The sequence below is a fragment of the Thiomonas sp. genome (assembly GCF_054608695.1).
Window position 1 is genome coordinate 1 of the sequence record NZ_JBTRXV010000014.1, and the last position, 15036, is coordinate 15036.

12 protein-coding genes are annotated in these 15036 nt (G+C 69.2%); 7 read left to right on the top strand and 5 right to left on the bottom strand.

Features of this window, described 5'->3' with window-relative positions:
- Positions 1 to 431: 431 nt before the first annotated feature.
- A complete protein-coding gene (locus tag ACYCUK_RS07600; protein ID WP_461594192.1) occupies positions 432 to 2537 on the bottom strand; it encodes an EAL domain-containing protein in 2106 nt (701 codons plus the stop codon).
- Positions 2538 to 2802: 265 nt separating this feature from the next.
- Between ACYCUK_RS07600 and ACYCUK_RS07605 the strand changes: the two genes are divergently transcribed.
- The 4 genes from ACYCUK_RS07605 (at position 2803) to ACYCUK_RS07620 (ending at position 7185) form a co-directional block, all read left to right on the top strand.
- On the top strand, positions 2803 to 4539 hold the full coding sequence (locus ACYCUK_RS07605) for a DUF1800 domain-containing protein (RefSeq protein WP_461594193.1): 1737 nt from the start codon (positions 2803 to 2805) through the stop codon (positions 4537 to 4539).
- Between the two features lie 17 nt (positions 4540 to 4556).
- Positions 4557 to 5780, top strand: a complete 1224-nt coding sequence (locus tag ACYCUK_RS07610) for a DUF1501 domain-containing protein (RefSeq protein ID WP_461594194.1) — start codon at positions 4557 to 4559, stop codon at positions 5778 to 5780.
- A gap of 148 nt (positions 5781 to 5928) precedes the next feature.
- A complete protein-coding gene (locus ACYCUK_RS07615) occupies positions 5929 to 6378 on the top strand; it encodes an OsmC family protein (RefSeq protein WP_461594195.1) in 450 nt (149 codons plus the stop codon).
- Between the two features lie 102 nt (positions 6379 to 6480).
- Positions 6481 to 7185, top strand: a complete 705-nt coding sequence (locus ACYCUK_RS07620) for a class I SAM-dependent methyltransferase (RefSeq protein WP_461594196.1) — start codon at positions 6481 to 6483, stop codon at positions 7183 to 7185.
- A gap of 124 nt (positions 7186 to 7309) precedes the next feature.
- Here the strand turns inward: ACYCUK_RS07620 and ACYCUK_RS07625 are convergent, their stop codons facing one another.
- The 4 genes from ACYCUK_RS07625 to ACYCUK_RS07640 all read right to left on the bottom strand — a co-directional run bounded on the left by ACYCUK_RS07625 (position 7310) and on the right by ACYCUK_RS07640 (position 10082).
- The gene (locus ACYCUK_RS07625; protein ID WP_461594197.1) at positions 7310 to 7852 is read right to left on the bottom strand and encodes a cyclic nucleotide-binding domain-containing protein; all 543 of its coding nucleotides are present in this window, start codon (positions 7850 to 7852) and stop codon (positions 7310 to 7312) included.
- Positions 7849 to 8067: a hypothetical protein gene (locus tag ACYCUK_RS07630; protein ID WP_461594198.1), complete on the bottom strand. Its 219-nt coding sequence runs from the start codon at positions 8065 to 8067 to the stop codon at positions 7849 to 7851. Before ACYCUK_RS07630 ends, ACYCUK_RS07625 begins: the two co-directional genes overlap by 4 nt.
- 71 nt (positions 8068 to 8138) lie before the next feature.
- Complete coding sequence (locus ACYCUK_RS07635; protein ID WP_461594199.1) at positions 8139 to 8636, bottom strand: single-stranded DNA-binding protein; 498 nt, start codon at positions 8634 to 8636, stop codon at positions 8139 to 8141.
- Between the two features lie 192 nt (positions 8637 to 8828).
- Positions 8829 to 10082 carry an MFS transporter gene (locus tag ACYCUK_RS07640; RefSeq protein WP_461594200.1) on the bottom strand — a complete coding sequence of 418 codons (1254 nt, stop codon included), beginning with the start codon at positions 10080 to 10082 and terminating at the stop codon, positions 8829 to 8831.
- Between the two features lie 332 nt (positions 10083 to 10414).
- Here ACYCUK_RS07640 and uvrA point away from each other — a divergent pair, with 332 nt between their 5' ends.
- The 3 genes from uvrA to ACYCUK_RS07655 are packed head-to-tail and all read left to right on the top strand — an operon-like array spanning position 10415 to position 15014.
- Positions 10415 to 13351, top strand: a complete 2937-nt coding sequence (uvrA, locus tag ACYCUK_RS07645) for an excinuclease ABC subunit UvrA (RefSeq protein WP_461594201.1) — start codon at positions 10415 to 10417, stop codon at positions 13349 to 13351.
- 29 nt (positions 13352 to 13380) lie between these two features.
- Positions 13381 to 14337, top strand: coding sequence for a fructosamine kinase family protein (locus ACYCUK_RS07650; RefSeq protein WP_461594202.1), 957 nt, complete (start codon positions 13381 to 13383; stop codon positions 14335 to 14337).
- A 14-nt stretch (positions 14338 to 14351) separates the two neighbouring features.
- Positions 14352 to 15014, top strand: coding sequence for a dienelactone hydrolase family protein (locus tag ACYCUK_RS07655; RefSeq protein ID WP_461594241.1), 663 nt, complete (start codon positions 14352 to 14354; stop codon positions 15012 to 15014).
- Positions 15015 to 15036 lie beyond the last annotated feature (22 nt).

Sequence of the window (15036 nt, forward strand, 5' to 3'; positions counted from 1 at the left end):
GCGCACCACCAGGCGCAGTCGGGGCTGCACGGCGCCAATGCGCTGGCCCCCGGGAAGCTGCACGGAACACGGCAGCGGCAGGTTGGCCAGGCGCTGCTCTGCCGGCTGCAACAGGAGACGGTGGGACCAGGACATGACGCATTCCTCCAGGGACAGGTCGTGCGGCAACCCCGCACCGGCAGACTCGGCCCGTACTTGGCGGGCGCGATGCGTGTTTCGATTGTGCCGCATCTCTGGTGGCGCTGCAGCACACGTCGGCGGCGCGCGCCCGACGCGCCGGCAGCCGGCTCATGAGAAAACGCACCGCCCCCCGAAGTTTTCTCATCCCCCTCGGGATGCCTGAAGCGAAGCGGCAGGTCTGGGGGCGCGCATCGGCCGGGAGAACTTTCGCGCCGGCCAACACGACGACGGCTGGATTGGAACCGCAGCGCTCAGCCCGCCGGCAGGCCGTTGGCCTGGCGCACATGGGCGGCGAGCAGGGCGCGCAGGGTGTTGCGGGCCTGGCTGTAGGCCTGGCTCGCAGGGCCTTGCGGCGCGGCGGCGAGCACTGCCAGGCAGGCGCGCTCCAGCGCCTCGCCCCGCAGATTCTGCGCGGCGAGGTAATGGCCCAGGGCACAGGGCACGTGGACGAAGCGATGCAGCAGGTCGGGCCAGGGCGCGAGGGCGCCGAGCTGGGCCTCCCACAGCAGATAAGCGGCGTAGGCGCCCAGGGCGGTGCGCGGTTGCTGCGGGTCGAGGTCGAGTCGCCAGTTGGCCGCCCAGGCCGGTATTTCGGCCGCCGGCATGGGCCGGGCGATGCCCCAGCCCTGGCCGAAATCGGCGCCGAGCAGGGCGGCGGCCTCGATCAGCCCCGGGGTCTCCAGCCCTTCGACCGTCACCGGAATGTTCAGGTCCTGACTGAGCCGTGCCAGGTGGCGGATGAAGTCCAGCGCCTTTTGCGGCGCCAGCGTGGCACGGCGCACCAGGCCCTGGTCGATCTTGACCTCGTCGAACGCCAGGCTGTCCAGGCGCAGCAGCGAGCTGTAGCCGGAGCCGAGGTCGTCCTCGGCCAATTGCACGCCCAGGGCCTGCAGCCGCGCCATCAGTGGCTCGCGCACGGTGGCTTCGCCCAGTTCGCCGCTTTCGAGCAACTCCAGGGTCAGGCGTGCGGGTGGCACGCCGCTGGTGTGCAACTGGGTCTGCACCACGCGCACGAAGGCGGGGTCGCTCAGGCCCTGCGGCGGCAGGTTGATGGATACGCCCAGATCCAGCCCCTGCGCCGCCCAGGCGCGCTGCGCGGCGAGCGCCTGTTGCAGGCCGAGTTCGAACAGCAGCAGCAACTGGCGCGCATCGAACGCGGGCAGGAATTCCGCCGGGCCGATGAGCCGACCGCTATCGGTCTCGCGCAGGCGCGCCAGGGCTTCGCATTTCACCGGCAGGCCGCTGCGCAGATCGACCACCGGCTGCATCAGCATCTGCAGCGCGCCGCTCTCCAGGCCCAGGCGGTACAGCCGGCGGCTTTGATAAGGAATGACGCGGCTGCCCGCCAGCCCGCGCGACAGCGCCAGGCTCAGGCTGCGCTGCACATGCCCGAGCAAGGGGCGGCGCATCGGCGCGCTGAAATAGCCCGGCCAGGCCGCATACAGGTCGACCATGGCAAAGGGTTGGCCATCGGCGTCGAGCAAGGGAATGGCGACGTTGCTGCGAATGCCCAGCGCCCGCGCCTCCTCGCGCCAGGGGGCGATGCGCGGGTCGGTGGCGTAGGAGACGACATGCTGCGGCTGCCCGCTGCGCCAGGCCAGCCCGGAAGCGCCGGCGCCGATGGCTTGGTCGGCGTGCACGCCCACCGGCTGCGCCCGGCCCTGCGCCACGCGTCGCACATAGGACTCGAAGCCGTCACCGCGCACCACCTCGAACTGCAGATGGCCGTCGGCATCGGGCCGCCCCAGCGTGACGGCCGCCATGCCGTCGAGTTCATGCAGGGCATCGAGCGCGCCGGCGGCCAGATCCGGCGGCGCCAGTCCGAGCGCCAGCAAGTCGTCGAGCCGTGCCATGGCATCAACCTGCTGCGCCTCGACCGCCTGGTGCGCCACGACCTGATCGTGCAGATCCTGCATCAAGCGCTGGCCGAGCACCAAGCGCGCGGCCTCGCGTGACGAAGCGTCGAGGGTTTGCGCGGCGCGTTGCAGGCCTCGCAGCATGAGGTCTTGCAACAGCGCGGTTCCGCGCACCAGCCAGGCGACCGGCACCCCGGTCATCGCATGCATGCGCCCGGCATGCATGGACGCCACGCGCACCGCATCGGCCCGGCTGGCCGGGTCGAGCAGCAGGCGCAGATGCGTGGCCTGGTGGCATGCGAGCGCGGCGAAATCGTCCTCCCCGAACAGCGCCAGCAAGTTCGCCGGCCCTTCGAGCAGCCGCAATTGGGCGTAGAAGGCGTCGACCCACGGCCCGACCTGCTCGATCAGCGCAGGGGCCACGGCGTGCAAGCAGGCGTCGGCCTCGGGGCCATAGGCGGCCGGCAGATCGGAGCGCGTGGATGCGGCGGATGGGGGCATGGGCCGAATGATGGATGCGTATCGCGGCATGCGTCAACGACTTTCCCACGGAATGTCGCGCCAACCTCCGATGCATGCGGATTCACGGCCGCGCTCATCGCCCCTGCGCAGGCATTGCAACACGCGCTTACAACCTTCGCATCCGGGCATGCGCCGCGTGTCGGCAGCGCTCGGGCGCTGACGTTATGCCAACCACGCGGAAATGGCTCGCCGAGCTGCACGAGCCGCCCGCCAAGCCCCTCGACCCTTTTCGCGACCGCCCACGATGCAAGCGCCTGCCGTTGAGTTTTCATCCCAGCGCACCCCGCGCCGTGCCGCCATGCTCTTCGCCTTCACCTTGCTCGCAGGCTGCGCGGCGCATGCCCGGACGCAAGCGACCGCACAGCTCGCGGCGAGGCCGCAGCCCATGCAGCCTGCGGCCTCGGGCGCGCTGGATGCCGCGGCAAGCGCCCATCCGGTGGCCTTTCTCGACCGCATCGGCTGGGGCGCCGAAGCCGCGCAACTGCAAACCCTGCAGCGCCTGGGCGCCGCGCGCTATCTCGATGCGCAGTTGCGCCCCGACCCCGACCCGGCGCTGCCGCCCGAGGTGCAAGCCCAGCTCGCTGCTCTGGCGGTGAACCGGCCGCTCACCGCACTCGTCCCCCCGCTGGCACGCGCCCAGCGGGCACTGTTCCTGAGCAAGCGCGAGGGTGGCGACGACGCGACGCAAGCGCAGGCGCGACTGAAAGCAATCCAGGCCGGCAAGAACCAGCTCACCCAGCAGGCCATGGCGCAGCAACTGTTGCTGGCGGTGTACGCCCCCAACCAGTTGCAGCAGCGCCTCACCTGGTTCTGGCAGAACCATTTCAACGTCTTCCGGGGCGGCAATATCGGGCCGATGATGGCGGACTACACCCAGCGCGTGATTGCGCCGCACGCGCTCGGGCATTTCCGCGATCTGCTGCAAGCCACCATGTTTTCGCCGCAGATGCTGCTGTATCTGAACAACGCGCAAAACGCGCGCGGCCATGTCAACGAAAACTACGCCCGCGAGGTGATGGAACTGCACACCCTGGGTGTGGGCGCCGGCTACACCCAGGCGGATGTGACCAACCTGGCGCGCGTGCTCACGGGCCTGGGCGTGGACCTGGCCGACCGCCCCGTGCGTGTGCGCCCTGCCCTGCGCGATGAGCTCTGGCAGCGCGGCCTGGTGGTGTTCAACCCCGCGCGCCACGACCCCGGCCCCAAGCTGGTGCTGGGCCAGACCCTGCATGGGCGCGGGCTGGACGAGATCGAGCGGGTCATCACCCTGCTGGCCGACGACCCGGCCACGGCGCGGCATGTGAGCTTCGAGCTGGCGCAGTACTTCGTTGCCGACCATCCCGACCCGGTGATGGTGAACGCGATGGTGCGCACCTGGGCGCGGACGAACGGCGACATCGCCGCCGTGCTGCGCACCATGTTCACCAGTCCGCAATTCGCCGCCAGCTTGGGCGCGCCGCAGTTCAAGGACCCGATGCGCTATGTGGTGTCGGCGGCGCGCGCGAGTCTGCATGGCCGCGTCATCACCAACCCGCAGCCGCTCATCGGCATGCTCGACAAGCTGGGCGAGCCGTTGTACGGCCGGCAGACGCCCGACGGCTATCCACTCAACAGCGGCGCCTGGGACAGCCCGGGGCAACTGACCACGCGCTTCGAGGTGGCGCGGTGGCTGGGCAGCGGTGCACCCGCCTTGTTCGGCCCGCCGCCGCCTTTCCTGCGCATCGACGCGACGATGGATGCCGCTGACACCATGGGCGGCATGAGCGGCATGGCCGCTGCCATGCCGCAAACCAACACAGCACCACGTCCAGGCCCCAACCCGCACCCGCGCCTGCCCCCGCCCGACCTCGCCCGCAGCGCCGTGTTCCTCGCCGCCGAACCGGCCTTGAGCCGTGCCACGCTGCAGGCCTTGGCCCAGGCCGACCAGCGCGTGAGCTGGAACGCGCTGTGGCTGTCTTCCCCCGAATTCATGAACGACTGAACGCCAAGGAGACTGCAATGCAACGTCGCCACTTTCTCCAAGCCGCTGCCGCCGCCACACTCGCCGCGCCGATGAGCCGGCTATGGGCCGCACCCGCGCCGGGCGGCCCCAAGTTCCTCCTGGTGTTCCTGCGCGGCGCTTACGACGCCACCAATCTGCTCGTGCCCTACACCAGCGACTTCTACTACGAGTCGCGCCCGCATATCGCCGTGCCCCGGCCGGCAAGCAGCACGGAAGGCGGACCGGACGGCGCCATCCGGCTCGACGCCCACTGGGCGCTGCACCCGGCATTGCGCGAAAGCATGCTGCCGCTGTGGCAAGCCGGGCAACTCGCCTTCGTGCCTTTCGCCGGCACGCGCGACATGACCCGCAGCCACTTCGAGACGCAAGACCACATCGAACTCGGCCAGGGCCCGCAAACCCGCGACTTCAACGACGGTTTTCTCAACCGCCTGGTGCAGCAACTCGGTGGCCGCGCCCAGCCCATGGCCTTCACCGCGCAACTGCCGCTGTCGCTGCGCGGTGCCGAGCGCGTGCCCAATATGGCCATGGGCCAGGTGGGCCGCAGCGGCATCGACCCGCGCCAGCAAGCGCTGCTGGAGCGCATGTGGGGCAGCACCGCGCAAGGCGCCTCGGTGCGCGAGGGTTTTGCCGTGCACGCCACGGTGATGCACGACATGCAGGCGCGAGGCTGGGAGGCCGAGATGGTGGCCGCCAGCCGCGGCGCCATCAATCCGCGCGGCTTCGTGGCCGAGGCCACGCGCGTGGGCGGCTTGATGCGCGCCAGCTTCGACCTCGGCTTCATCGACGTCGGCGGCTGGGACACCCATGTGAACGAAGCCGGCGCCAACGGCGCCCAGGGGCAGCTGGCCGACAAGCTCGGTGCCCTCGGCCAGGGTTTGGCGGCACTGGCGCAGGCCATGGGGCCGGCCTGGCGCGACACCACCGTGGTGGTGCTGAGCGAATTCGGCCGCACCTTCCGTGAAAACGGCAACCGCGGCACCGACCACGGCCATGGCACGGTGTACTGGGTGCTGGGCGGCGCGGTGCGCGGCGGGCGCATCGCCGGCGAGCAAGTGGCGCTGTCGCCGGCCACGCTCAACCAGAACCGTGATGACCCGGTGCTCACCGAAGACCGCGCCCTGCTCGGCGGCCTGTTCGCCCGCCTGTGGGGGCTGAGCCCCGGGCAGTTGCAGGCGGTGTTCCCCGGCAGCCAGCCGGTGGATTTGCGTCTGGTCTGAAGGCGGGAAGGGGCCACGCGCGTGCATGGACGCCATAACCCCGGGCGACCTCCACCGCAGCGCTACGCTGGTGCTGCATGTCTGCGTCAACGCAAATCGGCGTCGAGCGGGCTTGCGTAAGCTTGCACCACGCCAACCGGAGATCGCCATGGCCGAAGAAGCCCAACCCAGCGTCACCCTGCGCCAGCAGCAGGCCTACCAGTTCGACATCAGCTTCAGCCCCGACCTGCCGCATGTGCTGTCCGACGAGCCGGCGCCGCTGGGCGCGGGCGCCGGTCCATCGCCCGCGCATCTGCTGCTGGCGGCGGTGGGCAATTGCATGAGTTCGAGCCTGTATTTCGCGCTGGCCAAGTTCAAGAACGACCCAGGCGGCATCACCACCACGGCGCGCGGCGAGATTGGCCGCAACCCGGCCGGGCGGCTGCGCGTGTTGCACATCGCGGTGGACATCCGCATGGGCGCCGCGGCCGCCAGCCTCAATCACCTGGAGCGCATCCTCGATCAGTTCGAGCAGTTCTGCACCGTGGGCGAAAGCGTGCGCCAGGGCATCCCCATCACCGTGTCGGTGTTCGACGGCAGCGGGCAGCAACTCAAGTGAGCAGGAACAATGATGTCCTTGCCAGGCGCTGCAATGGCCGCGACCCCGGCCTGATTGACGCCCCAACTTCCCTGCGACACATCGACCGACCACTGCCCCGCCATGACCCATCCCGACCCCGCCGCATCCCCCGCACCCCCCGCAGCTTCCACCACCGCATCCGCCCCGGCATCCCCCGCCCCGGCCTCCGGCTTCGGCGACGCCCGCGGCATGTGGGACGCCCGCTTCGCCCAGCCCGGCCTGCTGTTCGGCGCCACGGCCAACGCCTTCCTGCAGCGTGAGGCACAGCGCATGGCGCCGCGCAGCCGCGTGCTCAGCGTGGCGGACGGCGAGGGCCGCAACTCCATCTGGCTGGCCGAGCAGGGCCATGCCGTCACCGCCTTCGACCTCTCCCCCGTGGCCGTGGCCAAGGCCCGCGCCTGGGCCGCCGAGCGTGGCCAGAGCCTCGACTTCCGCGCCGCCGGCGTGGACGACTGGGCCTGGACGCCGCAAGCCTTCGACGCCGTCGCCGCCATCTTCGTGCAGTTTGCCGACCCGGCCATGCGCGCGCGCCTGTTCGCCGGCATGTGGCAAACCCTCAAGCCCGGCGGCATCCTGCTGCTGCAGGGCTACACGCCGAAGCAACTCGACTACCGCACCGGCGGCCCCGGCAAGCTGGAGCATCTCTACACCACGCCCATGCTGCGCGAACTGCTGCCGCAGGCCGACTGGCTGCTGCTGCGCGAACACGAAGACACCCTGCATGAAGGCCCCGGCCACGCCGGCATCTCGGCGCTGATCGACGCCGTGGCGCGCAAGCCGGCCTGAGGCAAGGCCGCCCGCAGCATGTCGAGGTCGATGCGCTGCCTCTCGGTGCCCGATCATGGGGCCGCGCACCGTGGTCACTGCAGCCGTGCTGGGCCACGCACTGCAAGGTGCGACGGTTCCTGGTTCAAACGTTCCCGGAAACGGTGGTGATCACGGTTTCAAGGTTGCGCAATGGTGATGGAGATGGGGTCGTTCCTGCGGCGAACGGACTGTGGGGGGCGGGGTTGAGTGCGTCGGTGGCGGCGTTGACGCCGTAGACCGGCAGCCTGTCCTGTGCCTGGGCAGCCAGGGCCCGAACGATGCCGAGGCGAAAGTCGGCATCCTGGTCGCAGCGTGCGATGACCTCGGCCGCCGGGATGACCCGGGGTTCGCAATCGTCCTCGAAGCGAGCCGCGTCAGGGTGCCGTCCCGTTTCGGAAAAGATGGCAATCTCGCCGAAGAACTGGCCGGGCAAGAGTTCCCTGTTCGATTCGACCAGTTTCACCCGCCCACGCACGATTCGAACCATCGCGTGCGCAACGTCACCCTTGTGGCGCAGCCATTGCCCTCGCGTGGCGTGCTCGTCCCGCTCGTCCGCCAACCCGCGAGCATCCGACGAAGGACCGAGTGCCTCGGCACACGCCCTGCCAAACGAGGACTCGATCTGGCTGAGGCGATAGATGTTCAAGGGCGCAGCGCGCCATGCAGCGTCGCCGGCGTCAGTCCGAGAGGCCGGCGATGACTTTCTTCACTGTCGCCGTTGAGCAGTTCCGGGACGAGGCGGCGCTCGGCCGGCGTGAGCGGCTCTGCGCACAGGCCCAGCCCGCGCGCAGACAGCAACTGGCGGTAGAACCACTTGATGCCGCGCAGCGCTTCGGACACGCGCGCGATGTCGGTTGGCAACACCCATACAAAAAACCCAGCAGTGACGCTGGGTTATGGGTCAAACGCTACGAAGTAGCTGTTGGTGGTTTTTAAAACGGAATGTCGTCGTCCATGTCGTCGAAATTCCCCGCCGGTTTGCTGGCTGCAGGCGCCGAGGCGCGGCTGGGTGCGGCACGGCCGGGGGCGGCCTCGCGGCTGCGGCTGTGGCTGCCTTCGTCATCGCCGCCACCACCGCCGCCTCCTCCTCCACCCCCTTCACGGCCGCCGAGCAGTTGCATTTCGGTGGCGACGATGTCGGTGGTGTAGCGCTCGATGCCGTCCTTGTCGGTGTATTTGCCGTATTTCAGGCGGCCTTCCACGTACACCGGACGGCCTTTCTTCAGGTACTCACCGGCAATTTCCGCCAGGCGGTCGTAGAACACCACGCGGTGCCATTCGGTTTCTTCCTTTTTCTCGCCGGCCTTGTCTTTCCACTGCCGCGTGGTGGCAATGGCGACGTTGCACACCGCCGCGCCCGAAGGGGCGTAGCGAATTTCGGGGTCACGGCCGAGGTTGCCGATGAGGATGACTTTGTTGACGGAGGCCATAGCGAATCCTGATGCAGGGTAAGTTGCCCGCGCGGCGGGTTTTTGCCGACGGCGCGCACGGCCGCCGCGGGATGTCGGGGAGCAAGGATAGCGCCAAGCAGCGCCGCGCCACCCAAGCGCCGGCCTGACGTGGTTGCTGTGAGCCAGCCTGGTCGAGCCAGCGCAGCAGCGCGGGCATGCGGCACGGGTCAATCAGCCGGCCTCGGCGGGCTTGGGCATCATGTGGCGCGGCGCTGGCGGGGTGATCGTCAGGGACACCAGCAGCCACACCATGGCCAGCAGCGCAGCGGCCAGAAACACCGCCTCGCGGCTGAAGTTCTGCGCCAGAAGACCACCGGTGGCGCCACCGGCGAACAGCCCGAGCGACTGCCCGGTGTTGTAGAAGCCCATGGCCAGGCCCTTGCGGCTGGGCGGCGCGGTGCGCGACACCAGCGAGGGCAGCAGCGCCTCCATCACATTGAAGGCGAGGAAGAAGAAGAACAGCGCGGCGATCAGCCCCAGCGGATGCTTGTAGCCAAAGGCGAAGCCCACCATGGTCAGCACCAGCAGCGCCACGGAACCGACGAACACCGGTTTCATATAGCCGTATTTCTCGGCCCAGATGATGCCGGGAATGGCCAGGGCGAAGGACATCAGCGTGACGGGCAGGTAGACCATCCAGTGGTGCAGCAGCGGAATGCCGGCGTACTTCACCAGGGCGACCGGGACCACCACGAACATGCTGACCTGCAGGAAATTGACCACGAAGATGGAGAAGTTCAGCTTGATGAGCGCGGGCGTGAACACGGCGCGCGCCCAATGGCCTTGCAACTCCTCGGCGTTGTGCACCATGGGTGCGCTGGGCACGACCCAGATGACCACGGCAATCGCCAGCAGCGCCAGGATGCCGGTGAGATTGAACATGCCGGGGACGGAGATGGCGTGGTAGATGGGCGGGCCGAAGATGAGCGAGACGATGAAGGACAGGCCGATGGTCATGCCGACCATGGCCATGGCTTTGGTGCGATGCTGCTCGCGGGTGGAGTCGGCGATCATGGCCGAGATGGCGGCGGAAATCGCCCCGGCGCCCTGGATGGCGCGGCCGACGATGATGAGATGGAGGTCGTTGCTATGCCCGGCGACGAAGGAGCCGATGGCGAAGATGATCAGCCCGAACACCATCACCGGCTTGCGCCCGAAATGGTCGCTGGCCATGCCGAAGGGAATCTGCATCAGCGCCTGGGTCAGGCCGTACACCCCGAGGGCGAGCCCGACCAGCAGCTTGTCGTGACCCTGCGGCAGGGTCTGGGCATACACCGCGAACACCGGCAGGATGAAAAACAGCCCCAGCATGCGCAGGCCGTAGATGGAGGCCAGGGTGAGGCTGGCGCGGCGCTCCAGCGAGGTCATGCCGGAGGGCAGTGGCGGCACGGAAGTGGCTTGGTTGTTGGTGGTGGTGGCGGACATGGGGTGATGGGGGTGAGGCGACGAGGCCGCCAGGAGAGCGGAGCGGCCTGCCCGGTTGGCAGCGGTTCGGGCGCGGCTGTGGGCTCAGGGGGCACGAAGCCGAAACGGGGTGCAGGCAGGATTTTCGCCCACTCCACCCATACGAGTGGCCCAAGTGGTCGGGAAACTCCCCTTTTTTACAGCTCGTTGCATGTATTGCACGCTTGCAGCGGGCAAAGCTGCGCCCGATCAAATGTCCCCGGGCCGCTGCGCACAGCGCTTGCTGCTCAGCCGCAGGGGTGCGCGGGGAGGGCCTGCGCGCCTATAGTTGCATGTTGTCCCGCCCTGACGCCATGAACGCCCAAGACCGCCTCGCCCTCATCGCCCCGCAGTCCGCCACGCCGCCGCACGGCGCGCCGGCCGAGGCAGAAACGGCGCCATCGACGCCGCCGCCGGAGGCGGCTTGCATTCGCGTGCGCGGGGCGCGCACGCACAACCTGAAAAACATCTCGCTCGACATTCCGCGCAACCAGCTCGTGGTCATCACCGGGCTGTCGGGTTCGGGCAAGTCCTCGCTGGCGTTCGACACGCTCTATGCCGAAGGCCAGCGGCGCTATGTGGAAAGCCTCTCGGCCTATGCGCGGCAGTTCTTGCAGCGCATGGACAAGCCCGACGTGGACGTGATCGAGGGCCTGGCGCCGGCCATCTCCATCGAGCAGAAGTCCGCCAGCCACAACCCCCGCTCCACCGTGGGCACCGTCACCGAGATTTACGACTACGTGCGACTGCTGTGGGCGCGCGCCGGCACGCCGCATTGCCCCAACCATCCCGAGCAGGCCTTGCAGGCGCAGACCGTGTCGCAAATGGTGGATGCGCTGATGGCGCGCCCGCCGGGGCAGAAACTGGCACTGCTGGCCTCGGTGGTGGACGGGCGCAAGGGCGGCCATGCCGAGTTGCTGGCGGCGCTGCGGGCGCAGGGCTATGTGCGCTTTCGCGTCGATGGCGTCGTCGTCGAGGCCGAGCACCTGCCGCCGCTGGACGATGGCAGCCGGCACGACGTGGAAGTGGTGGTGGACCGCGTGAAAACCGGCGGCGACATTCGCCAGCGCCTGGCCGAAAGCCTGGAAGCCGCGCTGCGCCTGAGCGACGGCCGCGCCATTGCGCTCGATCTGGACAGCGGCGCGGAGCAGAGCTTCAACAGCCGCTTCGCCTGCCCCATTTGCGCCACCGCCCTGCCCGAGCTGGAGCCGCGGCTGTTCTCCTTCAACAACCCGGTGGGCGCCTGCCCGCGTTGCGACGGCCTGGGGCAACTGGACGTGTTCGACGCCGCGCTGGTGGTGGCCCATCCCGAGCTGAGCCTGGCCAGCGGCGCGATCCGCGGCTGGGACCGGCGCAACCGCTTCTACTACGAGCAGTTGCAGGCGCTGGCGATGCACGACGGGTTCAACCTCGACACCACGTTCGAGCAACTGCCAGACGCCGCGCGCCAGCGCCTGCTGCATGGCACGGGCAGCGAGGCCATCACCTTCACCAGCCTGGACCCCAAGGGCAAGGCGGTGAGCCGCAAGCATCCGTTCGAAGGTGTGCTGCCGAACCTGGAACGGCGCTGGCGCGAGACCGACACGGTGGCGGTGCGCGAAGAGCTGTCGCGCCTGCGCAGCGTGCATGTCTGCCCCGACTGTGGCGGCAGCCGGCTCAAGCGCGAAGCGCGGCTGGTGCGCGTGGGCGGCCTGGCGCTGCCCGAGCTGGGGCGCATGACGCTGAAGCAGGCGCAGACCTGGTTCGACGCGCTGGCGCTGGAAGGCGCCAAGGCCGAGATCGCAGCGCGCATCGTGCGCGAAATCGCCACCCGGCTGCGCTTTCTCAACGACGTCGGCCTGAGCTATCTGACCCTGGAGCGCAGCGCCGACACGCTCTCGGGCGGCGAGGCGCAGCGCATTCGCCTGGCGTCGCAAATCGGCTCCGGCCTGACCGGGGTGATGTATGTGCTCGACGAGCCCAGCATCGGCCTGCACCAGCGCGACAACGACCGGCTCATCGCCATGCTCAAGCGCCTGCGCGACCTCGGCAACAGCGTGCTGGTGGTGGAGCACGACGAAGACATGATCCGCGCCGCCGACCACGTCATCGACATGGGCCCGGGTGCCGGCGTGCATGGCGGCGTGGTGGTGTCGCAGGGCACCGCGGCGCACATCACGCACGACCCGGCCTCGCTCACCGGCGCCTATCTGTCCAGGCGCAAGCGCATCGCCCCCGGCGGCAGCCGCTGCCCGCCGGGCGAGCACTGGCTGGAGCTGAGCGGGGCGCGCGGCAACAATCTGCAGGAGGTCACCGCGCGCATTCCGCTGGGCCTGTTCACGGTGGTGGCCGGCGTGTCCGGCTCGGGCAAATCCACCCTGGTGAACGACACGCTGTACGCCGCCTGCGCCGCCGCGCTGAATGGCGCCCACACCGAGCCCGCGCCGTTCGACGCGCTGCACGGACTGGAGCGGCTGGACAAGGTCATCGCCGTCGATCAATCGCCGCTGGGCCGCACGCCGCGCAGCAACCCGGCCACCTACACCGGCCTGTTCACGCCGCTGCGCGAGCTGTTCGCCCAAACCAATGTGTCGCGCGAGCGCGGCTACGACGCCGGGCGCTTTTCCTTCAACGTGAAAGGCGGGCGCTGCGAAGCCTGCCAGGGCGACGGCCTGGTGAAGGTGGAGATGCATTTCCTGCCCGACCTGTATGTGCCGTGCGACGTCTGCCACGGCAAGCGCTACAACCGCGAAACCCTGGACGTGACCTGGCATGGCCTGAACATCGCCCAGGTGCTGGACCTCACCGTGGACCAGGGGCTGGAACATTTCAGCGCGCTGCCGGCGATCGCCCGCAAGCTGCAAACCTTGCAGGAAGTGGGCTTGGGCTATATCCGCCTCGGGCAGAGCGCCACCACCTTGTCGGGCGGCGAGGCGCAACGCGTCAAGCTGGCGCTGGAACTGTCCAAACGCGACACCGGCCGCACCCTCTACATCCTTGATGAGCCCACCACCGGGCTGCACTTCGCCGACATCGACCTGCTGCTCAAGGTGCTGCTGCGCCTGCGCGATGCCGGCAACACCATCGTCGTCATCGAGCACAACCTCGACGTCATCGCCAGCGCCGATTGGGTGCTCGACCTCGGCCCCGAGGGCGGCTCGGGCGGTGGCCGCATCGTCGCCGCGGGCACGCCGGCGGCGCTGGTGGACAGCAGCGAGTCGCTCACCGGGCGCTACCTCGCACGCCTGCTGCGGCAGCAAGCCGCGGCCTGAGGCGCGCTGCGCCATTGCCGCTGGTCGCCATGAGCCCGCACGAGGCTGCCGACCGCCTGCACCACAGCCTGGGTGGCGCCTGGACGCTGCAGGCGTTGAACGCCAGCAACTTTTGCGACACCTGGCAGGCGCGCGACGGCGGCGGCGCGCGCCTGTTCGTCAAGACCGCGGCCGCGAGTGCCGCAGCCCTGTTGCGCGCCGAGGGCGAGGGCCTGCTCAGCCTGGCCGCCACCCACACCATCGCCGTGCCCAGGCTGGCTGCATTCGAGGCCTCCGCTGCCGGGGCCATGCTGGCGCTGGACTGGCTGGACTTCGCCGCGCCCGACCCCGGCTTCGGCGCGCGCCTGGGCGAACGCCTCGCCGCGCTGCATGCCTGGCCGCAGCCACGCTTCGGCTGGGAGCGCGACAACTACATCGGCGCCACCCTGCAGCGCAACGGCTGGACCCTGGCCGACACCCTGGCCGACTGGATCGGCTTCTGGCGCGACAAGCGCCTGGTGCCGATGCGCGAGGCGCTGGCGCGGCGTGGCGTGGGCATCGCCTTGCTGAAGGAGGTGGACGCGGTCGGCGACAGCCTGCTGACGCTGTTCGCCGACGGCCACCAGCCACGCCCCAGCCTGATCCACGGCGACTTGTGGAGCGGCAACCGGGCCATGCTGGCCAACGGTGAGCCGGTGATCTACGACCCCGCCGTGTCGGTGTCGGACGCCGAGGCGGAACTGGCGATGATGGAGCTGTTCGGCAGCCCGCCGGCCGGGTTCTGGCCCGCTTACCAGGCCGGCTTCGCGCTGCACGAGGGCTATGTGCGGCGGCGGCTATGCCCAGCAAGCCCTGCGCTGCGCCCGCGCCCTGCGCTCCACCATGTCCTGACTGTGCGCCGCTCAAGGCAGCAAACCATGGGCCTATACGACGCGACATCTGCACACAATCGCCCGGCCCGCGAGAATTCTGGATGGACCACCCGCATGGTGCGGGCCACAACCTGACGGAGACCTTCTTCATGGGCAAGATCATCGAACTCGACACGACCGACGGACAACACCTGAGCGCCTACCTGGCCGAGCCCAGCGGCCCATCGAAAGGCGGCATCGTCGTCGTGCAGGAAATTTTCGGCGTCAACGCGCACATTCGCATCGTGGCCGACCGCTACGCGCAAGCCGGCTACACCGCCATCGCCCCGGCGGTGTTCGACTCCGCGGAAAAAGGCGTGGAACTGGGCTACGACCAGGCCGGCATGCAAAAAGGCCTGGATCTCGTGAGCAAAATCGGTTTCGACAAGGCCTTGGCCAGCGTCCAGGCAGCCGCCAAGGCCGTGGCCGGGGCGGGCAAGGTCGGCGTCGTCGGCTACTGCTGGGGCGGCTCCATCGCCTACCTCTCGGCCATCCGCCTGAACCTGCCGGCCGTGAGCTATTACGGCGGGCGCAACGTGCAACTCGTCGACGAAAAAGCCACCGCGCCGCTGCTGTTCCACTACGGCCTGAAAGATGCCCACATCACCGAGGCCGACCGCGAAGCGGTGCGCGCCGCCAACCCCACGGCCGAGTTCTACGTGTACGACGCCGACCACGGTTTCAACTGCGATGCCCGCGGCAGCTTCGACGCCCCCAGCGCCAAGCTGGCGATGGAACGCAGCCTGGCGTTTTTCGCCAGGCATCTTGGATAAGGGCTTGCGTTTTCCGGTTTCG